The sequence below is a fragment of the Kitasatospora sp. NPDC088548 genome (assembly GCF_044753005.1).
Classification (GTDB): Bacteria; Actinomycetota; Actinomycetes; order Streptomycetales; family Streptomycetaceae; genus Kitasatospora.
Genome location: NZ_JBIVMI010000002.1, coordinates 129,054 through 155,106, shown reverse-complemented (window position 1 = coordinate 155,106; position 26,053 = coordinate 129,054). Strand labels below are relative to the sequence as shown.

Below are 26,053 nucleotides of genomic sequence, written 5' to 3'. Positions count from 1 at the left end.
GATACCGCAGGTCAAGGGGTTGTTGAAGGTTCACCGACGGTGCCCGGCGCGATCCGGCCGGTCACCCCGTCGACCCTCGTCCCGGCGTACGGGCGGCTCGGATCGGCGGCGAAATGCGCGGATTCGGCCCGGGCCCAGCCCGCCCAGAACTCCGCCAGCGCCGGGCCGTCGCGCTCCTCCCCGCGGCGCCGGGCGTCCTCGGCGGCCAGCTCCATCCAGATCACCCGGGCCAGCCACGGCCGCACCCCGCGCCGCCCGGCGCCGACCCCCTCGACCAGGACCACCGGGGCGACGGGCGCCACGGCCGTCCCGGCGAACCGGCGCAGCGTCCAGTCGTACACCTGGTACGCGGCGTCCTGCCCGGCGGCCAGCGGCTCCAGCACCTGGCCGCGCAGCCGCCCGGTCCAGCCGAACGGCTCGGCGTGCGTGGCCAGATCGTCCAGATGGACCACCGGCGCACCCCCCAGCGCCCCGGCCAGCCGGCCCGCGAAGGTCGTCTTGCCGGAACCCGCGTGCCCGTCCACCGCGACCAGCCGCACCGGCCCGCAGGACGGCGGAAGCGCGCGCAGCTCCCGGGCGAGCGCGCCCAGGGCGTCGTCGGCGGCGAGGGCGGTCCTGCCCGGCAGCGGGGGGTGAGGGGTCACGGAAGCAGCCACAACGGCAACCCTACGGCGGCTCGCACTCCAGTACGGACAGTGATTCTCCGCAGGTCGTGACGGCAGCGCCCCGATCGGGCATACTCACTTCGCCACGCATGTGAACGGCCGTTCACCGTAACCCGGTGCCGGTCGGGCCGACCTGCCACACCCGCGTCGGGCCCGCCACGCCTGGGCCCGGTGCCCGATCGAGGAGGCGACCAACCGCCATGACCCCCGCCCCTGCGAAAGCCGTGGACCGCCAGCTGCCGAGCGAGGAGGCCCGGGAACTCCTGAGCCTCACCCGGGACCTGGTCCAGCGCGAGATCCAGCCGCGCGCGGCGGAGGACGAGGCCGCCGACCGCTTCCCGCGCGAGGTGTTCCGGACCCTCGGCACGGCCGGCCTGCTCTCCCTCCCGTACGAGGAGCGGTACGGCGGCGGCGAGCAGCCCTACGAGGTCTACCTGCAGGTCCTGGAGGAGCTGGCGGCCGGCTGGCTGGCCATCGGCCTCGGCGTCAGCGTGCACACCCTCTCCTGCCACGCCCTCGCCACCTTCGGCACCGAGGAGCAGCGCGCCGCCTGGCTGCCCGGCATGCTCTCCGGCGAGCAGCTCGGCGCCTACTGCCTCTCCGAGCCGCAGTCCGGCTCGGACGCCGCCGCGCTGCGCACCCGCGCCGACCTGGACGGCGAGGAGTACGTGGTCAGCGGCACCAAGGCGTGGATCACCCACGGCGGGCAGGCCGACTTCTACAGCGCCATGGTCCGCACCGGCGAGCAGGGCCCGCACGGCATCAGCTGCCTGCTGGTGCCCGGCACGGCGGACGGCCTCTCGGCCGCCCCGCCGGAGCACAAGATGGGCATGCGGTCCTCGCCGACCGCGCAGCTGCACTTCGACGGGGTCCGGGTCGACCGGGAGCGGCTGGTCGGCACCGAGGGCCAGGGCTTCCAGATCGCGCTCGCCGCGCTGGACTCCGGCCGCCTCGGCATCGCCGCCTGCGCGATCGGGGTCGCCCAGGCGGCCCTCGACCTCGCGGTGGAGTACGCGGGCACCCGCAAGCAGTTCGGCCGGCCGATCGCCGAGTTCCAGGGCCTGTCATTCATGCTCGCCGACATGGCCACCCAGATCGAGGCCGGCCGCTCGCTCTACCTGACCGCCGCCCGCCGCCGCGATGCCGGGCTGCCGTTCTCCAAGGAGGCGGCGATGGCCAAGCTGTTCTGCACCGACACCGCGATGCGGGTGACCACCGACGCCGTCCAGGTGCTCGGCGGCTACGGCTACACCCAGGACTTCCCGGCCGAGCGCTACATGCGCGAGGCCAAGGTGCTGCAGATCGTCGAGGGCACCAACCAGATCCAGCGCCTGGTCATCGGCCGCCACCTGACCAAGGACTGACCTCCGGGGGCGGCCTCCGGGCAGCCCCCGGGAAACGGCCTCCGGGCGTCACTCCAGGGTGCGGAGCGACGCCCGGAGGCGTAGGGCGGGCCCGGGGCCGGGCCGGACGGTCACCCCGCCTGCACGGGGTGACCGTCCGTCGACTGCGCGGTGGGGCCGCGGGGTCAGCGCCGGACGAGCCGGCCGCGTTGCTCCGGGATGGCCGGGGCCGGCACCGTCCGCACCGGGCGGTGGGCCACGGCGTGCGAGAACGGCTGGGTGCGCCAGTCGAGTTCGGAGGGCAGCGTCAGCAGCGCCTCCAGGCTGTCGGCGTCGGCGTCCGCCGTCGGCTCGACCTCCGCCAGGTCGTCCGCCGACGTGCCGGAACCGGGGCAGAGGGCGGGGGAGAAGGGGTGCCAGGCGGTCGGCAGCACCGCGTGCTGCGGGAGCCGCTCCTCGTCGCCCACCAGGGCGATCGGGCGCCGGCACTCGGGGCAGTGGACCCGGAAGATCTCCCAGGTCTCGCCCTCACCGGGGTCGACCCCCGGCGCAGGGCCGTGGGCGACCGCGAGATCCTCGCGGCCGGTCATATCGTGGGCGTCGTCGGCGCTCAGCGAACGCTGGTCAGTTGCAGGCATGGTGATCCCCCTCGGATCGGGCCCGGCGTGGTCGCCCGGGGCCACAACCAGCACTTCCCTGCGACACGGACTCATAACCCTGCGGCCTGTTGCACTGTGATGCACCAGGTGTGTCCTTGGCCACATTCGTCCGGCATGTGCCCGGTCGGCACCCCGCACCACCGCCGGTGACACCGGGTGCGCCCATCGCGGCGCCCCGCGCGCCCCCGACCCGGTAGGTTTGCGCCTTGTGGAGGATCTCGACCAACGCATCGTCCAGCTGCTCCTTGAGGACGGCCGGATGAGCTACACGGACCTGGGCAAGGCCACCGGCCTGTCCACCTCGGCGGTGCACCAGCGTGTGCGGCGCCTGGAACAGCGCGGGGTGATCCGCGGCTACACCGCGATCATCGACCCCGACGCCGTCGATCTGGCGCTGACCGCGTTCATCTCGGTCAAACCCTTCGATCCCAGCGCCCCCGACGACACACCGGAACGCCTCGCCGGCCTGCCCGAGATCGAGGCCTGCCACAGCGTCGCCGGGGACGAGAACTACATCCTCAAGGTCCGCGTCGGCGCCCCCGGCGACCTGGAGGACCTGCTCGCGCGCATCCGCAGCGCGGCCGGTGTCTCCACCCGCACCACCGTCGTCCTCTCCACCCCCTACGAGGCGCGCCCCCCGAAGTTCTGACCGCACGGCCCCGGCCGGCTCCGGCGGTGTGGCCCGGCCGGGCACCCCGAAACGCTCCGACCACGAACCCGCGGGCCCCCGGCCCGAGGACGGGCGGGCGGGAAGGTGCAGACTTAGCCGCATGACCGAACGCACCCCCCGGACCGTCCTGCTGCGCGGCGGCGCCGTCTACAGCCCCGCCGACCCCTTCGCGACCGCGATGCTCGTCGAGGGCGAGCACGTCGCCTGGGTCGGCAGCGACGGCGCCGCCGAGGCGTACACCGACGTCGCGGACGAGATCGTCGAGCTGGACGGCGCACTGGTCACCCCCGCCTTCGCCGACGCCCATGTGCACGCCACCTCCACCGGTCTGGCGCTCACCGGCCTCGACCTCACCGGCAGCCCCTCGCTCGCCGCCGCGCTCGACGCCGTCGCCGCCTTCACGGCCGACCGGCCGGAGGCCGGCGGGGTGCTCATCGGCCACGGCTGGGACGAGACCGGCTGGCCCGAGGGCCGCCCGCCGACCCTCGCCGAACTCGACGCGGCCGCCGGGGGCGCCGCCGTCTACCTCTCCCGGACCGACGTGCACTCCGCGCTCGCCACCACCGCGCTGCGCGCGCTCACCGACGGCCTGGCCGGGCGGCCCGGCTTCGCCGCCGAGGGCCCGCTCACCCGGGACGCCCACCACGCCGTCCGGCAGACCGCGCTCGCCCACCTCACCCCCGAACAGCGCCGCCGCGCCCAGCGCGCCACGCTCGCCCGCGCCGCCGAACTCGGCATCGGCTCGCTGCACGAGTGCGCCGGCCCGGAGATCTCCTCCGAAACCGACCTGGCCGCCCTGCTCGCCCTCGCCGCCGACGGCGACACCCCCGAAGTCTTCGGCTACTGGGGCGAGTTGGGCGGTGTCGAGACCGCCCGCCGGCTCGGCGCCGTCGGCGCCGGCGGCGACCTCTTCGTCGACGGCGCGCTCGGCTCGCACACCGCCTGCCTGCACAGCCCGTACGCCGACGCCGACCACACCGGCACCTCCTACCTCAGCGCCGAGCAGGTCGCCGACCACGTCGCCGCCTGCACCGAGGCGGGCCTCCAGGCCGGCTTCCACGCCATCGGCGACGCCGCCGTCGCCGCCGTCGTCGATGGCGTCCGGGCGGCCGGCGAGCGGGTGGGCGCCGACCGGGTCAAGGCGCGGCGCCACCGCGTCGAGCACGCCGAGGCCCTGGACGAGACCTCCATCGCCGCCTTCGCCGAACTCGGCCTCACCGCCTCCGTCCAGCCCGCCTTCGACGCCGCCTGGGGCGGCCCTGACGGCATGTACGTCCAGCGGCTCGGCGCCGAGCGCGCCGCCGCGCTCAACCCCTTCGCCGCCCTGCTGCGGACCGGCGTCCCGCTCGCCTTCGGCTCGGACGCCCCCGTCACCCCGCTCGACCCCTGGGGCACCGTCCGCGCGGCCGCCTTCCACCGCACCCCCGAGCACCGGATCTCGGTCCGCGCCGCCTTCACCGCGCACACCCGCGGCGGCTGGCGGGCGCTCGGCCGGGACCAGGACGGCGTCCTCGTCCCGGGGGCGGTCGCCAGCTACGCGATCTGGGCCGCCGACGACCTGGTCGTCCAGGCCCCCGACTCCCGGGTGGCCGGCTGGTCCACCGACCCGCGCTCCGGCACTCCCGGCCTGCCCGACCTCACCCCGGGCCGTCCGCTCCCGGCCTGCCTGCGCACCGTCGTCCGCGGCCGGACCGTCCACCTGGCCACCGGGGCCTAGGGTCTGTCGTCAGACCCTCGCGGCGGCCCCGGTCGCTACCACCCTGACCTCACGGTTCCGTGTCCTTCCGGGGTACCTTCTTCGGACAGCGTCCGAACATGCATGCCCCCGGGTCCGCGGGGCGGCTCCCCCAGAGAGATGGTGCGCCGGTGGCCATGCCCGTCACCCAGGAGCGGTCCGGGACCGCGCCCCAGTCGCCCGACCAGGCCCCCCGGCCCGGCCGGGCGGCCCGCGCCCTCGCCAAGGTCCGCGCCGGGCTGCCCCGCACCGGCCTGGCCGTGCTGGGCGGGCTGCTGCTCGCCCTGGCCTTCCCGCCGTTCGACCTCTGGCCGCTCTCCCTGGTCGGCGTCGCCGCGCTCTCCCTGCTCACCCGGGGCCGCACCGCCCGCCAGGCCGCCTGGACGGGCTTCGCCTTCGGCCTGCCGTTCTTCCTGCTGCTGCTCAGCTGGCTGCGGGTGATCGGCTGGGACGCCACCGTCGGACTGTCCGTCATCGAGGCCCTCTTCCTGGCGGCGCTCGGCTCCGGACTCGCCGTCACCTCCCGCCTGCCCGGCTGGCCGCTCTGGGCCGGCTGCCTCTGGATCACCCAGGAGTGGGCGCGCGACCGGCTCCCGCTCGGCGGCTTCCCCTGGGGCCGGCTGGCCTTCGCCAACACCGCCACCCCCTACACCCCGCTCGCCGCGCTCGGCGGGGCCCCGCTGGTGACCTTCGCCGTCGCCCTCAGCGGCGCCCTGCTGGCCTGGGCCGCGCTGCGCCTGCGCGGGCCCCGCAGGGCCCCGAGGGCCGCCGCGCTGGCCGCCCTCGGCGCGGTCGCCGCCCTGCTGGCCGGCTACCTCGTCCCGGTGCCCACCGCGCCCGCCGACACGGTCAAGGTCGCCCTCGTCCAGGGCAACGTGCCCAACCCCGGCATGGACTTCCTCGGCCGCCCGATGATGGTCCTCAACAACCACGCCGCCGCCACCGAGAAGCTCGCCGCCGACATCGAGGCCGGCCGGGTCGAGCGCCCGGACATCGTGATCTGGCCGGAGAACTCCTCCGACCTCGACCCGTTCAGCGACCCGCTCGCCTACCAGCGCATCGACGAGGCCGTGAAGGCGATCGGCGTGCCCACCCTGGTCGGCACCCTGGTCGACGGCCCGGACAGCCGGCACGTCCAGAACGAGGGCATCGTCTGGGACCCGAAGACCGGTCCCGGCGCCTCCTACACCAAGCAGCACCCGGTCCCGTTCGGCGAGTACGTGCCGTTCCGCGACCAGCTCGCCAAGGTGATCACCCGCCTCCAGCGGGTCGCCCGCGACTTCTACCCCGGCGACCACAACGGCGTCATGCAGCTCGGCCCGGCCCGGATCGGCGACGTGATCTGCTTCGAGGTGGCCTACGACGAGATCGTCCGCGACACCGTGGACAAGGGCGCCCGGGTCCTGGTCGTCCAGACCAACAACGCCACCTACGCCAAGACCGGCCAGCCCGAGCAGCAGCTCGCGATGTCCCGGCTGCGCGCCGTCGAGCACGGCCGGGCCGTCCTGATCGCCGCCACCAGCGGCATCAGCGCCGTGATCGCCCCCGACGGCTCGGTGGTCCAGCGCACCGAGGAACTGACCGCCGCCGAGCTGTCGGCCGTCGTCCCGCTGCGCGACGGCACCACGGTCGCCGACCGCGTCGGCGCCGCGCCCGAGTGGACGCTGGCCGTCGCGGGCCTGCTGGCCTGCGGCGCGGCCGTGCTGATCGGCCGCCGCCGGCGCCCCGCCGCCGGAACACCCGCCACCTGAGGATCGTTGCACCAGGTGGTGCCGTAGCCGGCCCGGACCTCCCGTGCGGCGCGCAGAGCACCGCTTGGAGTGGATTCGTACCGTGACCCAGCAAGCTACCCCCGCCCGTCCGGCCCCGCGCGGCAAGCTCCGGCGGGTGCTGCCGCTGCTGATCACCGCCTGGCTGGTGCTGGAGATCTGGCTGCTGGTCCAGGTGGGCTCGCGGCTCGGCGGCCTCACCGTCCTCCTGCTGCTCATAGCCGGCGCCGTGATCGGTGGCTCGCTGATCAAGCGGGCCGGGGCGAAGGCGCTGTCGGCGGCGCTCGAACAGAGCCGTGACCCGAAGCCGCAGCAGGCCCAGACCGGGACGAGCATGACGGTCCTGGCCGGCCTGCTGCTGATCGTCCCGGGCCTCCTCTCGGACGCCCTGGCGCTCACCCTGGTCTTCCCGCCCACCCGGGCGCTCTGGCGGGCCGCCGGGCGCCGTTTCGCCGACAAGGCGCTGCGCAGCACCGCGGCCACCGGCGCGGACCCGCTGGCGGACGCCATGCGGCTCCAGGAGCAGCTGCGGATCCACCGGCCGGACGGCAAGGTGATCCAGGGCGAGGTGGTCGAGCCCGGCGCCGGCCCGCAGGGCCCGGACACCACCTACCGGCCCCCGATCAAGGGCTGACCCGGCCGGGGCGGCCCGCGCCGGGCCGCCCCGCCTTCCGGTCCCGTCGCCCCGGCTCCCCGGGCGGGAGCCGGTTTCGGGCAACGCGAAAGGGACCCTGGTGGCCAGGGTCCCTTTTCGCGTGCTCCCGCCGCCGTGGGCGGGAGCGGGGTCAGGCGCTCTTACGGGTGTCCCGCGGGTGTACCGCGAGGTTCATCCCTCCGGAGCGGAGTACGGCCAGCCGCTCGGCCAGCACCTCCTCCAGCTCCTCGCGCGTCCGGCGCTCCATCAGCATGTCCCAATGGGTGCGTGTGGGCTTGGTCTTCTTCTCCTCCGGCTCATCACCGTCGAGAAGTACTGCCTCCTGGCCGCAGAAACGGCATTCCCAGGCCGAGGGGATCTCGGCCTCGACCGAGAAAGGAACCTCGAATCGGTGTCCGTTCTGACATGCGTACTCGACGGTCTGGCGGGGAGCCAGATCGATACCGCGGTCGGTCTCGTAGCTAGTGGCCCCGAGTCGCGTGCCGCGGAGAGCTCGCTCGCTCATGAATCGTGCCTCCCGGGCTTATGGCCCACAGGACTAGTGGTCGCTGTTCTTCGTCGTTCGGTCAACGCTCGGCTTCCGACGAAGATTCCCGTCCCGGGACATGCGTCGTCTGTCGTGCCGTCCCTGTTTGTACCCACCAGCGCCCGATTTGTCACATCTGGCCGGTGATATCACCCCAGGTGTCACCTATTTCACATGCGGTGATCGATCGGGCTTTCCGTGAGGAGCGTACCGGGACGGGATACGACGCCCGTCGCCGCCCCGGCCGAAGGCCGTCCGGACGGCCCCGTTCAGCCGAGCGGGCGGGAGCGCAGGGTGGGGTGCCCGTTGGCGAGGTCGACCGGTCCGGCCTCCGGGTCCAGCTCCACCGGCACCGCCGGGGGCGGCCCGGCCGGGAGCGGCGGCGCCTCGACCGGCGCGGCCGCCTCGGTCCGGGTGTCTCGGTGCGGCAGCAGGGCGATCACCGCCTCGCGCAGCTGCGCCGGGGCGTCCTCGTCCAGTGGGTCGACGGTGGCCGGCACCTGGAGGCGGACCGGTGCGCCGGCGCCGATCCGGGCATAGCCGCGCCCGGCGGGGGCGTGCGCGGCCGGCACGATGTCCAGCGGTGTGCCGAGTGCGGCCTGCCCCTCCGCGGGGCCGGTCGGGCCGAGCGTCACCCGGGCCCGGGTGGTGGCCCGGACGGTCGGGGTGATCCGGTCACGGGCCTCGATGTCGTCGGCGATCACCACGGTGACCCGGGCGGCGCGGCCGTGCCGCAGCGGCAGCTCCAGCAGGTCCTGCGGGTCGGGGCGGCCCTCCGCGTGGGCCAGCTCGCTGAGCTCGGTCGGGTGGTCCAGCAGCAGCCAGAGCGGCCGGGTGATGTCCTCCGGGGGCGCCACCCCGGCGTGCCGGGCGGCGTTCAGCGCGGCGAGCCGGCGCTCGGTCTCCCCGGCGGCCCACTCCAGTGCGGCCAGCGCGCCGTGCAGGCTGGTCTCCACGGTGTGCACACCGGGGCGGTTGACCAGACAGGCGTGCTCGCCGGTCCCGGCGCCGTCGATCACCACCAGGTCCCCGAACGGGAGCGCCTGGAGCGCGACCGAGCGGATCAGGCTGGAGGTGCCGTACCCGGTCACGCCCAGCGCCAGCAGGTGCGGCTCGGCCGAGCGCGGCCCGGTGCGCCAGACCACCGGCGGCTGCTGGACGATCGTCCCGCCCTGGCCGACCGGGATGGTCCGGGCGCTGCCCTCCTCGTCGGTGAAGCCCAGCACGATCTCGCCGGGCGCGGTGACGAACCGCTGGGCCGCGATGTCGGTCGGCAGCGGCGCCAGCGCGGTGATCCGCAGCCGGTTGGACTCCTCGTCCCAGTCGAACCGGTACTCCCGGGCGCGGCCGGCCTTGCCCTGGACGACCTGTTCGATCCGGGTCCGGGCGGCGGGCTCGGTGTCGGTGAAGTAGGCCGGGTAGACCAGCTCCAGCCGGGAGAGCCGGCCGTCGCCGTCGAACTCCCAGGCGCCGAAGACGTCCTGGTAGCGGCCCTCGTGGTGGTAGAGCGGGTTGAGGTCATCGGGGCCGGTCAGGTACGGCGTGAGCGCGGCGTACAGGGCGCCGAGCTTGAGGTCGGCGGCGTTCGGCTCGGGCGGCCCCGGCAGTCCCTTCGGGGACCGTCCGGCCCAGGCCGCGCTGGCCATCAGTGCCACCAGGGCGAACAGCAGGCCGTGCGGCAGCAGGTAGATGCCGAGCAGCATCGCGGCGGTCAGGAAGAGCGTCGGCCCGCGCCGATCCTTCGGGGTGGCCTGCCAGCGGTCCTTGGCCCAGCCGATGTGGTGGCGCAGCCCGCGTCCGATGACGGTGAGCGGCGCGAACATGTCGGAGGCGTGGTCGCCGGCCGTGCGGGCGAGGTCGAGGCCCTTGCTGAGACGGCGGTTGGGCGGCATTCCTTTGAGCGGCATTCCTTGGCTCCCCGGGCGAGTGGGACGGTCGGGTTCGGGAGTGGTGCGGGGGTCGGCCCGGGTGCGGGGTGCGGCCGGGCCCGGGTGAACGACGGGGCCCGGGGGCGGTGGGATCCGCGCCCGGGCCCGGCCGGGGAGTTGCGGCGGGAATTGTCAGGCAAGCGCTAGAACTTGAGGCCGCCGAGCAGGCTGGCCAGGCTCGCGCCGCCCGCGGTGATGCTCGGCGCGATCGAGGAACCGGCGACATAGAAGCCGAAGAGGGCGCAGACGACGGCGTGGGAGACCTTTAGTCCGTCCCTGCGGAAGAAGAGAAAGGCGATGGTGCCGAACAGGACGATGCCGGAAATCGAGAGGATCACGATCTGCTCCTCGGGGAGGGGGACAGGGACGGCATGACGGAAAGTGCCACAATCGTGACAAAAAGTAATAGATGATGGAACGGTGCAAATGGGTGGTCTTCCTGGCCAATACCGGCCGGTGAGCCGGGTGGAGGCAGGTGAACCGCCTTGGACGGGGGGCGTCTTGTCGCCCCGGTCCGGCGCGCCGAGGCATTCCCGGCGGGCGGGCGGGAGGCTTCCGGGGGTGCCGGGAAGTCGCCCGAACGGCGGCGTGGCCCGCACGCCCGGGTGCCGCGCGGGGGAATACCGCCGTCCGGCCGCCGGACGCGTGCTGGATCATCCGTGCACCGGGCCGCTACGGTGCGTACGCGCCACCCACAGCCGCAGCACCCACGACACGAAAGCAGGGTCCGTCATGACCGACGCCACCAGCCGGCCGCCCGCCGACGCCCCGGACGCCGAGGTGATCGAGCTGGCCGGGAAGCTCTTCGACGCCGCCCGGGCCGGGGACACCGCCACCCTCGCCGCCTATGTGGACGCCGGTGCGCCCGCCAACCTCTCCAACGACCGCGGCGACACCCTGCTGATGCTCGCCGCGTACCACGGTCACGCCGCCACCGTCGGCGCGCTGCTGGAGCGCGGGGCCGACCCGAACCGGGCCAACGACCGGGGCCAGACGCCGCTGGCCGGGGCCGTCTTCAAGGGCGCCGACGACGTGCTCACCGTGCTGCTGGACGGCGGCGCCGACCCGAAGGCCGGCAGCCCGTCCGCCGTCGACACCGCCGTGATGTTCGGGAAGCAGGAACTGGTCGCCCGGTTCGAGGGCCGCTGACCGCAGGTCGTAGGCTTTTCAACCATGGAGAGCACCACGGGCACCGCCGCCGTCCAGCGCGACGACAGGGGCGGCCAGGAAGACAGGGGCGGCAGGGCCGGCACCGTCGAGTTCCGGATCACCGGCTACGGCCACCCGGACGCGCAGCGACTGTCGGCGGAGGTGCAGGAGGAGTACGTCCGCCGCTACGGCGAGGGCGACCTCACGGTCCTGCACCCCGACGACTTCGAGCCGCCGGCCGGGCTGTTCCTGATCGCCTACCTGGACGGCGCGCCGGCCGCCTGCGGTGGCTGGCGCGCCAAGCAGGCCGATCCGCACGGGCTGCGGGGCGGCGACGCCGAGCTGAAGCGGATGTTCGTCGTCCCCACCGCCCGGGGCCGGGGCCTCGCCCGGGCGGTGCTGCGCCGGCTGGAGCAGACCGCCGTCGAGGCCGGACGCACCCGCTTCGTGCTGGAGACCGGCACCGAGCAGCCCGAGGCGGTCGCGCTGTACGGCTCCGAGGGGTACCGGCCGATCCAGAAGTTCGGCATCTACCGGGAGCACCCGCAGAGCATCTGCCTCGGCAAGGAGTTCGCCGGCCAGGGGCTTGCGGGCGCGGTCACCGTCTGAGTCCACGCCCGCTGGGTAGGCTCCCGGCGGGTCGGCCGGCGGCGGGCCGGCGGACGACGGGGCGGGGGCGCGCATGAACGAGGAACCGCCGGGCGGCGCACCGGGTCCGGCCCCGCTCGCCGTCCTCGCCGCCCCCGGCGGGGAGCTGGACCGGCTGGTGTCGGACGGCCTGCGGGCGGTCGGAGCCGGTGCGGTCTGGGCCGTCGGCGACGCGGGCGGTACACGCGGCCGGGGCCGTCGGGGCGTCCTCGGGGAGGGCCGGTACGCCCGGCTGGAGGCGGACCACGACACGCTCTACGACCTCGCCAGCCTCACCAAGATCATCGCGCTCTGGCCCTGCGCCGGCGTTCTCCGGCAGGCCGGGCGCCTGCCGCTGGACCGGCCCCTCGGCGACTACTGGCCGGCGGCCGCCGGCCGGCCGGTCGGCGTGGTGACCGCGCGCCACCTGCTCACCCACACCGCCGGAATGCCGCTGCGCACCAACTTCGAGGCGCTCTACGGCCGCGACCGGGCGGCCGTTCGGGCCGGCGTCCTCGCGGCCCCACTGCACCGCCCGCCCGGCACCGCCGTCGAGTACACCGACCGCGCCGCCGTCCTGCTCGGCCACCTGGTCGAGCACCTCGGCGGCGCCCCGCTCGGCGAACTCGCCGAACGGCAGGTCTGGCGCCCGCTCGGCATGGCCGACACCCGGTTCGGCCCGCTCGCCCCCGACGAGGCCGCCCGCGCCGCGCCCACCGAGTGCGACGAGGCGACCGGTGCCCACCTGCGCGGCATCGTCCACGACCCGTCCGCCCGGCTGCTCGGCGGCGTCAGCGGCAACGCCGGAGCCTTCTCCACCGCCCGCGACCTCGAACGCTTCCTCACCGCGCTGCTCGACCCGCCGTCCGCGCTGCCCTGGGTCGCCCCCTGGGCCGCCGAGTCGCTGCGCGAGCAGACCGGCGGTCTCGCCCCCGCCCGCGGCCTCTCCTGGCTCTGTGCCCCCGGCACCGACCCCGCCGAGGGCACCTTCGTCCACTACGGCTTCACCGGCACCGGAATCTGGATCAGCCTCCGGCTCGGCCGCTGGGCGCTGCTGCTCACCAACAAGGTCCACTACAACCGCGAGCTCCAGCCGCTCACCGACCTGCGCAACGCCTTCCGCCGGGCCGTCTTCGGCTGACACCCCACCGAGGGCTCCGCCGCGTCCGGTTGCGTCCGGCGGGATGCGTGGGATGGAGGGCGACGCCTGGGAACTCCTGGGGGAGTTTCACCGATATTCCGCCGCGCCGGTCCGCACGCCGGCTCGCAGTGGCGCGGGGCGGGGTATTCGCCATTGACGCACGCGCCGGTGAGCGGCATGCTGATGCGTGTTATGCGGCTGTTACACCGGCTTACGCTGCGAAATACCGGCAGCGGAATGGCCGTGCGTCGGCACCCCCCAGATATCTGGGGGGTGTTTGTCCCGGCGCCGCCCCGGGGGGAGGGGTTGGTGCCACCCCTGCCCGTCGCGGTGCATCGTCCCTGTTCGGGGGCCAGTTGCGGCCTGGCCCGGCCCCGGCGGGCGCCGCACTGCATTGCGCAGAGAGCGTGCGCTGCGCGGACCTATCCGAGAATGTGGTGATGGCATGGTATTGCAGAATCCGGAGAGCGCCAGACGCGGTGACAGATGGCCGCCGGGCAGGTCGCCGGTGACGCCGGCGGGCCGCCCGCCGCTGGCCTCCGGGGCGGATTCCGAATTCGCCGAGCGGGAATTAGGAATTGTCCTGCGTCGACTGCGGCTGGAGCACGGCCTCTCGATGCGGGCGCTTGCCCGGCGGCTGGGATACAGCGCGCACAGTATGTTCTCGGACATCGAAATGGGTCGGCGGATACCCTCCGAGGCGCTGGTCGGCTCGTACGAGGAGACCTTCGGGCTGCCGCCCGGCTCGCTCCTGGTGGTGCGGCAGCGGGCGATGGCCGGGCGTGCGCGGCGGATGACGGCCGGTGCCGACCCGCGGCCGGCCGGGGCGGGCCAGGGCGGGGCGGGCCAGGCCGGGCCGGGCCAGGGCGGGGCGGGCCAGGGCGGGGCGGGTCAGGGCGGGGCGGACCAGAAGCCGCTCTCCGACGCCGTGGCGCGGCTGGCGGTCGCCGTGCTGAGCCGCACCCGTAGCGTCGTCGGCCGCTGGATCCCTTAGGTCTTGCCCGGGTGCCGGGCCGCGGGGGTGCGGCCCGGCACCGGCGGTCAGCCCGTCATGGCCGCGCGCCGCGCCAGGCACTCGGCGCGGGCGGCGAGGACGTCCTCGTCCTCCGGAAGGAGTTCGGCGGCGATGTCGAGATCGGCGAGTGCGGCGTCCCACCGGTCGGCCCTCAGCAGGACGAAGGCGCGGTTGTACCGGACGGCCGGGTCCTGCGGAGCGAGCTCGACCGCTTGGTGAAGATCCGTCAGGGCCTTTTCCAGATCGTCGAGTTGGCAGGCCGCAGTAGCCCGGCCGCACAGGGCGGGCAGCAGGTGCGGGTCGGCGGCCAGGGCCCGGTCGAAGGCCTCCCGCGCCGCCTTGTGCTCGTCGCGTTCCGCGTGCACCCGGCCGAGTGCGGCCAGCAGGTGCGGGTTCTGCGGGTCCAGCGCGAGCCCGGCCGCGGCGTCCCGCCCGGCGCCGTCCGGATCGCCGAGGTCGAGCAGGATCCCGGCCCGGTTGACGTAGGCGTCGACGAAGCTCGGGTCCAGCACCAGCACATAGCCGAAGTCGGCGAGGGCGCCCTCGGTGTCGCCGTTCGCGTTCCTGACGTCCCCCCGGTTGTAGTAGACCTCGGGGAACGGCGGGCCGAGGCGCAGCGCCGTCTCGTAGGCGGCGAGCGCGGCCTCGTCGTCGCCCCGCGACCGGAGCAGGTTGCCGAGATCGAAGTGGTACTCCGGATAGTGCGGATCGGCGGCGATCACCGCGCGGAGGTCGTCCAGGGCCTCGTCCAGCCGGCCCAGTCCGCCGAGCACCGTCGCCCGGTTGTGGCGCAGGACGGAGCGGTGCAGGCTGTGCTCGTCGTGGCCGAGGTCGCGGTCGAGCTCGGCGAGGCCGGCCGTGACCAGTTCGAGGGCCGCCTCGGGGTGGCCGAGGTGCGCCTCGATCAGGGCGAGGCCGTTGTTGTGGAAGACGGTGTTGAAGGCGCGCTGGCGGCGGTCGGGCAGGAGCGAGGCGAGGGCGATGGCCTCGTTGATCCAGCCCAGGGCCCGGTCGTGGTCGCGGCGGTCGGGCGCGCGGTGCCTGGTGAACAGCATGGCGGTCGCGTACGCGCACTGGATGTGGACGGCGGGGTTGCGCGACCGGGCCCGGGCCTCGTCGCAGATCGCCTCGGCCTCGTCGGCCCGGCCGAGGGCGGACAGCGAGGTCGGCATCTTGCCGGTGAAGTGCCACCAGGCCTCCGGGTGCCGTTCGGGATCGCAGAGCGCGCGGCCCCGGCGGCACAGGTCGAGGGTGGCGTCGTAGAAGCCGAGCAGCATGCAGGCGTCCATCGCCTCGGCGAGCGCGGGCAGTCCGGTGCCGAGGACGTCACTGCCGTGTTCGCGGTGGTACGGGACGGCGCCCAGTGCCGCGGATCTCTCACCGGCGGCCAGCAGGGCCTCGGCCCGTTGGTCGTGCAGGGCCTGCCGTTCCCCGGCCGGGAGGCGGAGGTAGGCGGTGAGCGCGGCCGGGTCGTCGTCGGTGGCGTCCCCGGCGATGTAACGGGCCGCCGCCGCCCGGCTGTTCGCCTCGTCCGTCTCGTCGTCCGTCTCGTCCGGTACGGCGGGGGCGGCCGCCGGGGCGTCGATCCGCGTGCAGTGGAGCGCCAGGACCAGCGGCAGGTTCTCGCCGGGCGGGGTGCCGGGCTCCACCGCGGGATCGGCCGGTGGCGGGTCGAGCAGTGCGGCGGTGCCCCCGGCCAGCACGGTCAGCAGTGCCGGGTCGGTGCGCCGCAGGAGGACGGAGAGGAACTCCAGATCGGTCGGGTCGGCGTGGTCGAGGTCCTCGACGACCAGGGAACGGGTGCCGTACCCCTCGGCGGTGAGCAGCTCGGCCAGGAACTCCTGCAGCCCGTGCGCGATCCGCAGCGTGCGCCGGCGCGAGTAGAAGCGGGTCCGCTCCTGGGGCACGGCCAGCGAGGTGAGGGTCTCCCGGGTGGCGGGCAGCCGGTCGCGCAGCTCCGGTGCCACGGTGAGGAGTTCGACCTCGTGGGCGGTGACCAGCTCAGGCCGCCGCGCCAGCGCGTCCGGCAGCAGCCCCCGGACCAGTGTGCCGGCGGCCGTGTACGGGCCGCGCAGCCTGCGGTGCGCGGAGATCTCCGGCAGCAGGGGCGCCGGGACGCCGAGCCGCTCCCGGGCGGCGGCACGGTCCCGGCGCAGCCGACCGGCCACGAGGACGTGCCGCCCGCCACCCGTCGGCGCGGCGTGGTCGGCGGAGGTGATGGACATGGGCCCTCCAGGGGGGACGTCAGGACGGGAACGGCAGGCCGGCCGCGGTGCGGGCGGTGCGCCGGGTGCGCCGCTCCCGCAGGAACAGCACGGTGGCGAGGGTGAGTTCACCGACGGTCATCAGCAGGAACAGGACGCTGTCGGCGAGCCCGGCCCAGCGGTGCGCCGGGTCGCCGGACAGCTGCGTGAGCACCGTCCCGTACGCCTTGGCCACGATCGGGGGCAGGCTGACCGCCATCGTCGCCAGGGCGGCGGTGTAGCCGACGGCCATCAGGACCGAGTACCAGCGGGCCACCGAGCGGTCGCGGGGGTGCCAGCTCTCCGGGGCGTACGGCTCGGGGCGGCCCCGCAGCCGCGCCCACCGGTTCGCCAGCAGCTGCTTGGCCGTCGTCTGCAGGTCGACGCAGCCCAGCACGGTGACCACGAGGTAGTACACATCGGTTCGCAGGAAGAAGAAGCACTGCCACAGCAGCCGCAGCACGGTCGAGTACCCGAGGCCCAGGGCCACGCCGCCGATCAGGGAGAAGCCGCCGTCGGCGGTGCGGGTGGCGGCGGCCAGCAGGGTCAGCGAGGCGAGGACGGCGACGTCGGTGAGCATGCCGGCGAGCATCGGGAGCACCCGTTTGCGGCGTTCCACCGCGACCAGCCCGTCCAGGGCCGTCTGGAAGACCACGAAGTACAGCCGCCGGCCCACGGACAGGGTGGACGGCAGGCCCAGGCGGCGCCCTGCCAGCGCGTGCGCGGCCTCGTGCAGCAGGATCAGTGGCGCCTGGGCGAGGAACATGACCGCGACGAGCACCGACATGTACGGGGTGAAGAACAGGTGCCGGTAGCCGGGGGCCAGGTCGGGGGAGCGGACCACGGCGGTCAACCAGGCCGCCAGCAGCAGGAGATACAGCACCGCGCCGACGCGGGAGAACACCGCCCGGCCGAGCCGCTGCCAGCGCACCGGTGGGCGCGGCGCCGCCGGTTCGCCCGGCGGCCGCAGGAAGCCGAGTTCGCCGAGATCGGCGACGAAGTCGGCGAGGTCGACCGTCTCGCCGTAGGTCTCGGTGTACCACCGCGCGGCCTGCGCGCGGGGCATCCCGTCCACGAGCCGGCGCAGCAGTGCCGCGCCGTCCGCGGGAAGGACCACGAAGGTCCCCTCGTCGAGCCGTCCGACCGTCACCTCGTCGCCGTCCGGCTGGAAGACGAGCTCGTGGAAGGTGAGAGGCCGGTCCGGTTCCGGTGGCTGCCGTACGGCCTGCGGCGGTTGCTGCTCGCCGGGCTCGGCCGTGGCCGGCCTGTCTGGCATGGCTCCTCCAAGCGGATGACCGGGACACCGACCGCAGGACGGCTCGTGGCACGCGGCGGTGGCTCCGGGAGGATCCCCGGGGCCACCGCCGGTCCGAGCCGCTCGCGACTACGCGGGGAGCGGGATCGGGGGCCACGTCGGCCCGCACGGGGCGCCGCCGTAGAGCGCCGCAGCGCTGGTCAGACGGACCGAGCCCGCCTTGCGGATGGCGATCTTCTTCATCCTGGTCACCTCCTCTCGCCGGATGGAGCCCGTCAGCGCCCGGTGCTCGCGATCGAGGCGAGCACCGGGCGCTGACGGGAACAGGTCATCTCTAGCAGCGGAGGAGGGCTGTACTCGATACCCCGTGAACAAGCCGGGTCCATGTCGAGAACAGCCCCGGTACGACAGGCCGGTGGGGCCGCCGGGGCTCAGAGCAGGGTGCTCCAGTAGTACCAGAAGCGGTTGAGGATCAGCAGGGCGATCACGGCCGCCCAGAGGACCGGGAGCGCCCAGTGGTAGCGGGCGGCCTCGCGGACCACCGGCCGCAGCCGGGGGCCGACCGGGATGACACCGGTGCGCAGGTTGTGCAGCGTCGTGTACCAGAAGAGCGGGATCACGGTGGCCCAGACCACCATGCAGTAGGGGCAGAGCGCCCCGATCCGGTACAGCGCCTGGTCGATCAGCCAGTGCACGAAGAACACCCCGAGCAGGGTGCCCGCGTGCAGACCCAGCCAGAACCAGCGGCGGTAGGCGGCGCCCGCCAGCAGCCCGGCGCCGATCGCCGTCAGCGCGCCGAACGCGGCCAGGCCGAGCAGCGGGTTCGGGAAGCCGAAGACCTCGGCCTGTTCGGTGCGCATCACCGAACCACAGCTGATCACCGGGTTGATGTTGCAACTGGGTACGTACGACGGGTTCTCGAGGATGCGGAGCTTGTCGAAGGTCAGGACGGCCGAGGCGGCCAGCCCGATCAGCCCGCCGATCAGCAGGAACAGGGAGTACACCCGGCCCGCGCCGATCGGCGCGCGGTTCGGCGGGGTGGTGGCGGCCACGGGAGGGGAGGGGTTCACGGTGGTCGGGGCGGTCATGGCAGAGCACTCCGGTAGGTGTGAAGGGGACCGGCCCGGCCGGAGATCGGCCGGGCCGGTGGTGCTCACTGCGCGCCCGTGGCCTGCTTGATCTGGGCCGTGAACTCCTCGGGCGTCACCGCGCGGTTGCCGCTGAACAGCGTGATCGGCTTGCCGTCCAGCTTGACCGTCGGCGTGCCCGTCACCCCGCTGCTGCTGAACGCGTCCGCGACCTTCGTCGCCCACGGCGCGTACGTCCGGTCGTTGACCGCCTTGACGAAGGCGTCCGTCTTCAGCCCCGGCACCTGGCCGGCCAGGTCCAGCAGGTGGTTGACGTCGCCGAAGGCGTCCTGGCGCTCGTCCGGCTGGTTGGCGTAGAGCACGTCGTGGAACTGCTTGAACTTGTCCACGCCCTCGTTCAGCGCGGCGCCGGCGGCGGCCAGCGCCGTGCGCGAGCCCTTGCCGCCGAGCGGCTTGTCCAGGAACGCGGCCAGGTGGTACTCGATCTTGACCGTGCCGTCGTCCGCCAGCTTCTTGACGGTGTCGCCGTTGGTCGCCTCGAAGGTCTTGCAGACCGGGCAGCGGAAGTCCTCGAACACCTGCAGCGTGTGCGGGGCGTCGGCCTTGCCGTACACCACCAGGGTGCCGTCCGGGCCGGTGGTGTTGGCGGGCACGACCAGCGCGGTCGGCGCGGCGGGCTCGGCGGCGGAGGACTTGTCGTCACCCGCCGAGCTGATCGCCACCGCCGCCCCGCCCGCTATGGCGAGCACGGCGACGGCCGAGACGGCGACGACGATCAGCCGGCGGCGCTTGGCCGCCTGCTGCTCCTGGCGCTGCGCCTCCTGGATCCGCTCGCGGGCGCTGACGCGCTTGGCCTGCTTGCTGTTCGGGTTCGGCTGCCTGTTGCTGGACTGGGCCATGGTGGGTCAACTCCTGTACGGGGCGCGCGGTGTGCGCGGGGGCGCCGCCTCGGCGCGGCGCGGGGCGCCGGCGGGCACGAGGGGGCTCGGACTGGTCTGCTCGGGCGTGGCACACCGCCTGCGGGGGTGTCCGGGTGCTCCCGGGGCCGCCGTGGCGGCGGGGTCGTCAGCAGGCGGGCGCGAAGGCCGACGGCGGGCCACGCCGGGGCGCCGGGCTGAGCACCACGGCCTCGCGACGCGGCCGCGGCCGGTCCGAGACCGGCAGCGGCACCCGCAGCACCGGCCGGACCGGAGCCGGGGCCAGCAGCAGGAACAGGGCGCGCAGCGGGGCCGCGAGCGACTGGCGCAACGCGCGCAGCGAGCGGGCCAGGCCCGACAGGGCGGCGTCGCCCAGCCGCAGCCAGACGGCGGCGGCCAGCGCGACCAGCAGGTGGACCAGCAGGACGAGCAGCTGGGTGACGGCGGGTGCGAGCGGCCCGGTGTGTCCCAACTGCCCGGAGAACAGCGACCCGTCGACCGAACCGCCGCCGCACACCAGCAGGTTCATGCCGCGCGCGGGGGCGTGCTCCGCCCCGAGGGCCGGGCCGCAGCCGGCCTGGCCCAGATTGAAGGTCGTGTTGAGCATCAGCTCGACCGGGACCAGCACGGCCGAGATGTGCACCAGCCGGCGCTCCCGGCCGGCCAGCACGGCCGCGACCAGGAAGACGACCGCGGTCGCGGCCACCACCAGGGTGAGCGGCAGCGGGCGACCGGTGATGACGACCTGCCCCAGCGCGGACAGCGGCACGGCGAACGCGGTGAACACCGCGGCCCGCAGGGCCCTCGTCGCGTGCGTGGAAGTCGTCACGCCCCGGAGTATGCCACGACGTTTACACCCGGGACGAGGGTGCGTCGGCGGTCGTGGTCACAAGCCCGAACAGATTGCCCCTCCGTGGTCGTTCGTTCGCGGGGGAACGGCGGGGAGTTCACCGGCTGGGTGGGTTTGGGACGGCGAGGACGGCTGAGGCACCGTCAGGGGCTGCCGTCGGCGGCGGGGGCGATTCGACAATCTGGCGATGGACCACACCCTCGCCGCCCCCGGCCAGTGGAACCCGCACCCCGGGCCGCCGTTCAGCCCGAGCCCGCCGACGGTACGTCCGCCGGCGCCTCCGCTGCCGCCCCTGCCGCCCGCCCCGCCGGCGGTCGGTCCGCCGGTGATCGATCCGCCCGTGATCGATCCGCCGGTGGCACCCGATCCGCCGACGGTGCACCCGCCGTGGGAGCACTGTCCGGCGCCTTCGGCCACGCCCTCGCCGGTACCCGCTTCGCCCTCTCCTCCCGTTCCGTCCACTCCTTCCGCTCCGACGAACGCTGCGCCGGACGCTGTGCCGGTCCCGTCCACGCCCCCGTGGTCGTCGCCGGCGCCGTGGCAGGCCGCCCCGTCGGCCCCGGCGGCCGAGAGCGCCGAGCCGGGCCGGGAGCAGCCGGCACCGCACCGGGCGTCACCGTCGGCCGTGCCGTCGTTCTCACCCTCGCCGGCGGAGCTTCCACCGCCTCCCGCCCCGCCGCCGTCGGCCGCACCCGCGCCCGCCGTGACCGTCGCGATCGTCGGCGCACTGCCGCCGACCAGCGGCGCTCCGCCCCCGCCCGCCCTCGACCCGGTGGTCTGGACCGCTGTGCTGATCATCGTCGTCCTGGTCCCGGCCGTCCTCGCAGCGGCCCTCGGCCACTTCCACCCGACACCCCGGAGCCGCAGATGAACCCCGGCCCGCTCCTCAGCGCCGCCGCGGCCATGGCGATCGCCGTCGCCGCTCTCGCCGTCGCCCACCGGCTGCGCCCCGCCGTCCCCGAGGGCGAGGACCCACCCGAACCCCACCCCGCCATCTACGGGATCGGCTCCGGCCTGCTGTCCGGCTTCACCCTCCTCACCGGCTTCCTGATCGCCACCGGCTGGGCGGCGCGCTCCACCGGCGCGGCCCCGCCCGGCGGCCTCTACGCCGCCGACATCGCCGCCGGTGCCGCCGTCCTCCTCTACCCCTCCCTGGCCGGCCTGCCCTTCACCCCGCGTTACACCACCGCCGTCTGCCTCTTCGCCGCCCTGGTCGGCTACACCATGTCCCTGGCGCTCCAACTCCGGCCGTAGCCGGGCGCGTTGCGGTCCGGCGCGTCATCGGGCGGACGCCGCAGGAGGGTTGAGCGGTCCGCCGGGACAGGAGGCGGTCACGCACCGGATCGGGTGGCCCGGTCCCGGGCGGCGTCCGGCGCGGTCTCCCGGCACCGGGGAACCAGGGACCAGCACGCCGCCCTGGGTGCGGCCCTGGTGGCGTCCGAGGTCGTCGGCCGCACCCCCGAGATGGCCGGTGCGACCGTCGTCGGCGACACCGACGACCCGAAGCCCCCGGACGGCCGGCGCATCGGCGGCAGGGTGGTGGGCCAGGTCTTCGGCGGCGCCCTGGCCGGTCCGGTCTGGCGCGACGCCCCCGCCGGGACCTTCACCCCGGCGCCGCTGCCGTAGCGGGCGCGTCAGGCTTTTCCGGGTGAGTCAGGCGTAGAGCGCCACCCTCGGTTCGATCGTCCCTCGCCCGACCGTTCCGAGGAGCGTTCCGACGACGGTGAGCCGGTACCGCCCGGTGAGGGTGTGGTGGCCGTGGAGGACGACCTTCGCCGGGGTGAGCCGGGTGTACAGGGTGCCGGTCTGGCTGGCGAGCGGCATGGTGCGCCAGTGGCCGTCGGGTGCCAGCACTTCGAGCCGGATGTCCGACGGATCGAGGTAGGGGCCCCGCTCGGGGGACTCGACCAGGATCTGCGGCGCCACGGTCCGGTCCGTCGACGCGTCGTTGCGGTACGTGACGGTGAACACCCGCTTCCCGTGGTCGGACGGCACCGGGCTGCTGGGCAGCTCCACGAAGCCGACCGGCGGGGCACCGGTCGCCGCCTGGGCGGGGGAGGTGAGCGCGGCGGCCGGCAGGGCGGCGAGGGCCGCGACGGCCAGGGCCAGGCTCCGGCGGGGGATCTTCCGGGTGCGCACGGCACCTCCTTCGGCCGACGGCCGCGTCACCGGGCGCGTCGACGGTTCGGGCGGATCCGTATCCCTCCACCCTGCCCCCTCCCGCGGAAAGCCGCATGCGGCGGGCGCACGATCGGCCTGAGGCCGACGGCCGGTCCGATGGCCGTGCACGGGGAGATGCTCGTGCGGCACCCGTACGAGCCCTTGGCATCGATCATCTAGCCTGGAAGACGTACCGGAAGCCCCGACGAGGGGGTGAGCGCGCATGGCCGAAGCCGAGCCCACCGCGGGCCGGGTGCTGCTCGACCGGATCGGGGCGCAGGCCGCCGTACTGGCCGGGCTGGACGCGGCCGTGCGGGCGGACGAACCGGACGCGGTGCACCGGATGCGGGTCGCCTGCCGACGGCTGCGCAGCGCGCTGCGGACGTACCGGCGACTGTTCGTCCGGGGCGCCACCGACGAGTTGGTGGCCGAGCTGCGGTGGCTGGCCTCCGCCCTCGGGCGGGCCCGGGACCGGGAGGTGCTGGCCGAGCGGCTGGTGGCGCGGGCCCGGGAGCTGCCGCCGGAGTGCGGACCCGAGCAGGTCGCGGCCGAGCTGGAGCGGTGGGGGCGGGAGGAGTACCGGCGGGTCCGGCCGGAGGTCGTCGCGGCGCTGGACAGCCCCCGGCGGCAGGCCCTGGCGGCGGGCCTGGCCGCGCTGCTCGCCGACCCTCCGCTGCGCGGGCGCGCCGAGCGGGCCGCCGTGCCGGAGCTGGCCAGGGTCGCCGCGCGCGAGCAGCGCCGGACGGCCGAGCGCGTGCGGCTGGCCCGGGCCGCCGCTGACCCGCCCGCGCGTGACCGGGCCCTGCACGAGGCGCGGAAGGCCGCGAAGCGGGCCCGTTACGCGGGGGAGACGGCGGCCCCGGCCGTCGGCCCGGCGGCGGAGCGGTACGCCGAACGGATGAAGGCGGTCCAGGAGGTGCTCGGGGAGCACCAGGACGCGGTCGTCGCGGCGACCGCCCTGCTCGAACGCGCCACCGCCCCCGGCGCCGGCCGGACCTTCGGCTACGGGGTGCTCTACGGGCAGCAGCTGGCGGCCGCCGAGGCGGCCCGGCGGGACCTCGCACCGGTGTGGGCCCGGGCGGCGAAACGGCGCCTGGCCCGCTTCGGGTAGCGGGTCTCCCGCCGGTGCTCAGTCCTCGCGCGGGGCGAGGCCCGCGGAGCGGGCGGCGGTGCGGAGCAGGTCGCGGAGCATGGCGGTGGTGAGGCGCCCGGTGTTCGTGTTGCGCGGGCTGACGTGGTAGCAGCCGTACAGCTCCAGCGGCGGGCCGCCGTCGGCGGCGGCCAGGGTGACGTGGGCGCCGTGGCCGAAGACCGGACGGGGGCGGGGGAGCAGCCAGCCGGCCGCGGCGACCGCCGGGAGCAGCGCCTGCCAGGCGAAGCCGCCGAGCGCGACCACGGTCCGGACGGTGGGCCGCATCAGCTCCAGCTCCCGGGTGATCCAGGGGCGGCAGGTGTCGCGTTCGGCGGTGGTCGGCTTGTTGTCGGGCGGGGCGCAGCGGACCGGGTCGGTGATCCGGACGCCGTGCAGGCGCAGCCCGTCCCCGTGCCGGACCGACTCGGCGCGGTTGGCCAGCCCGAGCCGGTGCAGCGCGGCGTAGAGCAGGTCGCCGGAGGGGTCGCCGGTGAAGATCCGCCCGGTGCGGTTGGCGCCGTGCGCGGCCGGGGCGAGGCCGACCAGGACGAGCGGCGCGTCGGGCGGGCCGAAGCCGGGGATCGGGCGGGCCCAGTAGTCCCAGTCCTGGTAGGCGCGGCGCTTGGTGCGGGCGGTCTCCTCGCGCCAGGCGACCAGGCGCGGGCAGGCCCGGCAGCCGGTGACGACGCGGTCGAGCACGGCCAGCCCGTCCGCGCGGGCGGCGGCCTCGGCCGGGTGACGGGGGTGGCCGGGGTCGGTGGCGGGGCCTTCGTCCGGGCGCTGGGGCATGGGCACGATCCTAGGGTTCCGTAGGGTCCCGCACCGGGCCGCCTGTACCAGGGGCGTGGGGGAGCCGTTTCGGCGGCGCCCCGGCAGGCGTAGCGTGGAACCGGTGGTTCCGGCGGACCCCGGCTCGGCCGGGTCGGTGACGGCCGGGGCGTGCTGGTGCGCGCGAGGAGAGACCGCGATGCTGATTTTCGATGCGGTGCTGGGGGCGGTGCTGGGGGCCATCGGGCTGGTGGGCGTCTGGGCCGGGCTGAGCCTGCGGGTCGTGCAGCAGTTCCAGCGGGGTGTGGTGTTCCGGTTCGGCCGGGTCCGCCCGCAGCTGCGGGAGCCGGGGCTGGTGGCGCTGATGCCGGTGGCGGACCGGCTGCGGCGGGTGAACGTCCAGATCGTGACGCTGCCGATCCCCGCGCAGGAGGGCATCACCCGCGACAACGTCACCGTCCGGGTGGACGCGGTGGTGTACTTCCGGGTGGAAGACCCGGTGAAGGCGATCGTCAACGTCCAGGACTACAACTTCGCGATCTCGCAGGTCGCGCAGACCTCACTGCGCTCGATCATCGGCAAGAGCGAGCTGGACGACCTGCTGGCCAACCGCGAACCGATCAACCAGGGGCTGGAGTTGATGATCGACAGCCCGGCGCTGGGCTGGGGCATCGAGATCGACCGGGTGGAGATCAAGGACGTCGCGCTGCCGGAGTCGATGAAGCGATCGATGTCCCGGCAGGCGGAGGCCGAGCGGGAGCGCCGGGCGCGGATCATCACCGCGGACGGCGAGTACCAGGCGTCGGCGCGGCTGTCGGAGGCGGCGGCGGTGATGAGCGCGACCCCCGCGGCGCTGCAACTGCGGCTGCTGCAGACCGTGGTGGAGGTGGCCGCGGAGAAGAACTCGACCCTGGTGCTGCCCTTCCCGGTGGAGCTGCTGCGGTTCCTGGACAGCGCGACCGACGCGCACCACCGGTCGGCGGCGCAGGCCGAGGAGCCGCCGGCGGAGGTCGGGACGGGCGCGGCGGAGGCCGTGGCGCCCGGGGTGGAGCAGCTCGAACTTCCCCCGTTGGAAGAGCTGTTGGAACAGTCGCCGCTGGACGCGCCGGACGGCGTGGCGCACCCGGAGCCGGGCAGGCGGGAGAGTGGGCAGGACGGGCCGCGGGTCGAGCGGGCCGGGTGACGGCGGCGGTGGCGCGGCGCCCGGTGGCGGAGGCCCCCGGGCCGGACCACGATGGAGTAACGGGAGTGGCAGGCACGTCAGGAGGCCGATCATGACCAGAGCCAGCGACATCATGCACCAGGGGGCGGAGTGCGTGGGTGAGCACGAGACCCTCGCCGACGCGGCCCGGATCATGCGGGAACGGCACGTCGGGGCGCTGCCGATCTGCGGCGAGCAGCAGAAGCTGCTGGGCATCCTCACCGACCGGGACATCGTGCTGAAGTGCGTTGCCGAGGGCCGGGATCCGGCGCGGGTGACCGCCGGTGAACTGGCCCAGGGCCGGCCGATGACCGTGGAGGCGGACGAGGACACCGAACAGGTCCTGCGGGTGATGGAGCAGTACCGGGTGCGGCGGCTGCCGGTGATCAACCACCCGGAGCACGAACTCGTCGGGATGATCAGCGAGGCGGACATCGCGCGCGGGCTGCCGCAGGCCAGGGTCGCGGAGTTCGTGTCCGCGGTCTGCGCCGAGGAGGAACCGGCGGCGGAGAGCGCCACGAGCGCCCAGGGCGGCTGACCCGGGGCCCGGGAACCAC

The 26,053-nt window shown here is 74.9% G+C and carries 27 protein-coding genes; 15 read left to right on the top strand and 12 right to left on the bottom strand.

Annotated features, from left to right (window positions below):
- Window positions 1–11: 11 nt before the first annotated feature.
- Window positions 12–656, bottom strand: coding sequence for a uridine kinase (locus tag ACIP82_RS03725; RefSeq protein ID WP_400650503.1), 645 nt, complete (start codon window positions 654–656; stop codon window positions 12–14).
- A gap of 209 nt (window positions 657–865) precedes the next feature.
- Between ACIP82_RS03725 and ACIP82_RS03720 the strand changes: the two genes are divergently transcribed.
- Window positions 866–2,029, top strand: a complete 1,164-nt coding sequence (locus tag ACIP82_RS03720) for an acyl-CoA dehydrogenase family protein (RefSeq protein ID WP_400650502.1) — start codon at window positions 866–868, stop codon at window positions 2,027–2,029.
- Window positions 2,030–2,193: 164 nt separating this feature from the next.
- Here ACIP82_RS03720 and ACIP82_RS03715 read toward each other — a convergent pair whose 3' ends face one another.
- Entirely contained in the window at window positions 2,194–2,646 is a 453-nt protein-coding gene (locus ACIP82_RS03715; protein ID WP_363605003.1) for a hypothetical protein, read from the bottom strand.
- Between the two features lie 229 nt (window positions 2,647–2,875).
- Here ACIP82_RS03715 and ACIP82_RS03710 point away from each other — a divergent pair, with 229 nt between their 5' ends.
- From ACIP82_RS03710 to fxsA, 4 genes are all read left to right on the top strand, one after another.
- Window positions 2,876–3,316 (top strand): Lrp/AsnC family transcriptional regulator, encoded by a 441-nt coding sequence (locus ACIP82_RS03710; protein WP_363605002.1) that lies wholly within the window; start codon window positions 2,876–2,878, stop codon window positions 3,314–3,316.
- A gap of 121 nt (window positions 3,317–3,437) precedes the next feature.
- A complete protein-coding gene (locus ACIP82_RS03705) occupies window positions 3,438–5,054 on the top strand; it encodes an amidohydrolase (protein WP_400650499.1) in 1,617 nt (538 codons plus the stop codon).
- Between the two features lie 155 nt (window positions 5,055–5,209).
- Entirely contained in the window at window positions 5,210–6,823 is a 1,614-nt protein-coding gene (lnt, locus tag ACIP82_RS03700) for an apolipoprotein N-acyltransferase (RefSeq protein WP_363605000.1), read from the top strand.
- An 82-nt stretch (window positions 6,824–6,905) separates the two neighbouring features.
- Window positions 6,906–7,475, top strand: a complete 570-nt coding sequence (fxsA, locus tag ACIP82_RS03695; protein ID WP_400650496.1) for an FxsA family membrane protein — start codon at window positions 6,906–6,908, stop codon at window positions 7,473–7,475.
- Between the two features lie 151 nt (window positions 7,476–7,626).
- Here fxsA and ACIP82_RS03690 read toward each other — a convergent pair whose 3' ends face one another.
- The 3 genes from ACIP82_RS03690 to ACIP82_RS03680 form a co-directional block, all read right to left on the bottom strand.
- Window positions 7,627–8,001 carry an RNA polymerase-binding protein RbpA gene (locus ACIP82_RS03690; protein WP_030396357.1) on the bottom strand — a complete coding sequence of 125 codons (375 nt, stop codon included), beginning with the start codon at window positions 7,999–8,001 and terminating at the stop codon, window positions 7,627–7,629.
- Window positions 8,002–8,291: 290 nt separating this feature from the next.
- Window positions 8,292–9,929, bottom strand: coding sequence for a hypothetical protein (locus ACIP82_RS03685; RefSeq protein ID WP_400650493.1), 1,638 nt, complete (start codon window positions 9,927–9,929; stop codon window positions 8,292–8,294).
- Between the two features lie 164 nt (window positions 9,930–10,093).
- Entirely contained in the window at window positions 10,094–10,288 is a 195-nt protein-coding gene (locus ACIP82_RS03680; protein ID WP_063346460.1) for a hypothetical protein, read from the bottom strand.
- 394 nt (window positions 10,289–10,682) lie between these two features.
- On the opposite strand from ACIP82_RS03680, the gene ACIP82_RS03675 reads away from it, so the two are divergent.
- From ACIP82_RS03675 to ACIP82_RS03660, 4 genes are all read left to right on the top strand, one after another.
- The gene (locus ACIP82_RS03675) at window positions 10,683–11,099 is read left to right on the top strand and encodes an ankyrin repeat domain-containing protein (protein WP_363604997.1); all 417 of its coding nucleotides are present in this window, start codon (window positions 10,683–10,685) and stop codon (window positions 11,097–11,099) included.
- Window positions 11,100–11,123: 24 nt separating this feature from the next.
- Window positions 11,124–11,708: a GNAT family N-acetyltransferase gene (locus tag ACIP82_RS03670; RefSeq protein WP_400650489.1), complete on the top strand. Its 585-nt coding sequence runs from the start codon at window positions 11,124–11,126 to the stop codon at window positions 11,706–11,708.
- A gap of 73 nt (window positions 11,709–11,781) precedes the next feature.
- On the top strand, window positions 11,782–12,867 hold the full coding sequence (locus tag ACIP82_RS03665) for a serine hydrolase domain-containing protein (RefSeq protein ID WP_400650486.1): 1,086 nt from the start codon (window positions 11,782–11,784) through the stop codon (window positions 12,865–12,867).
- Between the two features lie 445 nt (window positions 12,868–13,312).
- Window positions 13,313–13,861 (top strand): helix-turn-helix domain-containing protein, encoded by a 549-nt coding sequence (locus tag ACIP82_RS03660; protein ID WP_400650484.1) that lies wholly within the window; start codon window positions 13,313–13,315, stop codon window positions 13,859–13,861.
- A gap of 47 nt (window positions 13,862–13,908) precedes the next feature.
- Here ACIP82_RS03660 and ACIP82_RS03655 read toward each other — a convergent pair whose 3' ends face one another.
- The 5 genes from ACIP82_RS03655 to ACIP82_RS03635 form a co-directional block, all read right to left on the bottom strand.
- The gene (locus ACIP82_RS03655; protein ID WP_400650482.1) at window positions 13,909–16,107 is read right to left on the bottom strand and encodes a tetratricopeptide repeat protein; all 2,199 of its coding nucleotides are present in this window, start codon (window positions 16,105–16,107) and stop codon (window positions 13,909–13,911) included.
- 19 nt (window positions 16,108–16,126) lie between these two features.
- A complete protein-coding gene (locus ACIP82_RS03650) occupies window positions 16,127–17,401 on the bottom strand; it encodes a hypothetical protein (RefSeq protein WP_363604991.1) in 1,275 nt (424 codons plus the stop codon).
- Window positions 17,402–17,811: 410 nt separating this feature from the next.
- Window positions 17,812–18,468 (bottom strand): vitamin K epoxide reductase family protein, encoded by a 657-nt coding sequence (locus ACIP82_RS03645; RefSeq protein WP_400650479.1) that lies wholly within the window; start codon window positions 18,466–18,468, stop codon window positions 17,812–17,814.
- A gap of 65 nt (window positions 18,469–18,533) precedes the next feature.
- Entirely contained in the window at window positions 18,534–19,367 is an 834-nt protein-coding gene (locus tag ACIP82_RS03640) for a DsbA family protein (RefSeq protein WP_400650476.1), read from the bottom strand.
- 166 nt (window positions 19,368–19,533) lie between these two features.
- Window positions 19,534–20,214: a hypothetical protein gene (locus ACIP82_RS03635; RefSeq protein ID WP_363604988.1), complete on the bottom strand. Its 681-nt coding sequence runs from the start codon at window positions 20,212–20,214 to the stop codon at window positions 19,534–19,536.
- Between the two features lie 724 nt (window positions 20,215–20,938).
- On the opposite strand from ACIP82_RS03635, the gene ACIP82_RS03630 reads away from it, so the two are divergent.
- The 3 genes from ACIP82_RS03630 (at window position 20,939) to ACIP82_RS03620 (ending at window position 21,861) form a co-directional block, all read left to right on the top strand.
- Window positions 20,939–21,106 (top strand): hypothetical protein, encoded by a 168-nt coding sequence (locus ACIP82_RS03630; RefSeq protein ID WP_363604987.1) that lies wholly within the window; start codon window positions 20,939–20,941, stop codon window positions 21,104–21,106.
- On the top strand, window positions 21,103–21,489 hold the full coding sequence (locus tag ACIP82_RS03625) for a hypothetical protein (protein ID WP_400650472.1): 387 nt from the start codon (window positions 21,103–21,105) through the stop codon (window positions 21,487–21,489). Before ACIP82_RS03630 ends, ACIP82_RS03625 begins: the two co-directional genes overlap by 4 nt.
- A 93-nt stretch (window positions 21,490–21,582) precedes the next feature.
- Window positions 21,583–21,861 carry a hypothetical protein gene (locus ACIP82_RS03620; RefSeq protein WP_400650469.1) on the top strand — a complete coding sequence of 93 codons (279 nt, stop codon included), beginning with the start codon at window positions 21,583–21,585 and terminating at the stop codon, window positions 21,859–21,861.
- A gap of 27 nt (window positions 21,862–21,888) precedes the next feature.
- On the opposite strand, the gene ACIP82_RS03615 is transcribed toward ACIP82_RS03620, so the two are convergent.
- Window positions 21,889–22,374 carry a signal peptide protein gene (locus tag ACIP82_RS03615; RefSeq protein ID WP_363604984.1) on the bottom strand — a complete coding sequence of 162 codons (486 nt, stop codon included), beginning with the start codon at window positions 22,372–22,374 and terminating at the stop codon, window positions 21,889–21,891.
- Between the two features lie 244 nt (window positions 22,375–22,618).
- Here ACIP82_RS03615 and ACIP82_RS03610 point away from each other — a divergent pair, with 244 nt between their 5' ends.
- Window positions 22,619–23,506 carry a CHAD domain-containing protein gene (locus tag ACIP82_RS03610; protein WP_363604983.1) on the top strand — a complete coding sequence of 296 codons (888 nt, stop codon included), beginning with the start codon at window positions 22,619–22,621 and terminating at the stop codon, window positions 23,504–23,506.
- Window positions 23,507–23,524: 18 nt separating this feature from the next.
- Here the strand turns inward: ACIP82_RS03610 and ACIP82_RS03605 are convergent, their stop codons facing one another.
- Entirely contained in the window at window positions 23,525–24,316 is a 792-nt protein-coding gene (locus ACIP82_RS03605; RefSeq protein WP_363604982.1) for a uracil-DNA glycosylase, read from the bottom strand.
- A gap of 178 nt (window positions 24,317–24,494) precedes the next feature.
- Between ACIP82_RS03605 and ACIP82_RS03600 the strand changes: the two genes are divergently transcribed.
- Together ACIP82_RS03600 and ACIP82_RS03595 are read left to right on the top strand one after the other, a co-directional pair.
- A complete protein-coding gene (locus ACIP82_RS03600; RefSeq protein WP_400650466.1) occupies window positions 24,495–25,478 on the top strand; it encodes a slipin family protein in 984 nt (327 codons plus the stop codon).
- 91 nt (window positions 25,479–25,569) lie between these two features.
- Window positions 25,570–26,034 carry a CBS domain-containing protein gene (locus ACIP82_RS03595; RefSeq protein ID WP_363604980.1) on the top strand — a complete coding sequence of 155 codons (465 nt, stop codon included), beginning with the start codon at window positions 25,570–25,572 and terminating at the stop codon, window positions 26,032–26,034.
- The last annotated feature ends 19 nt before the right edge of the window (window positions 26,035–26,053 follow it).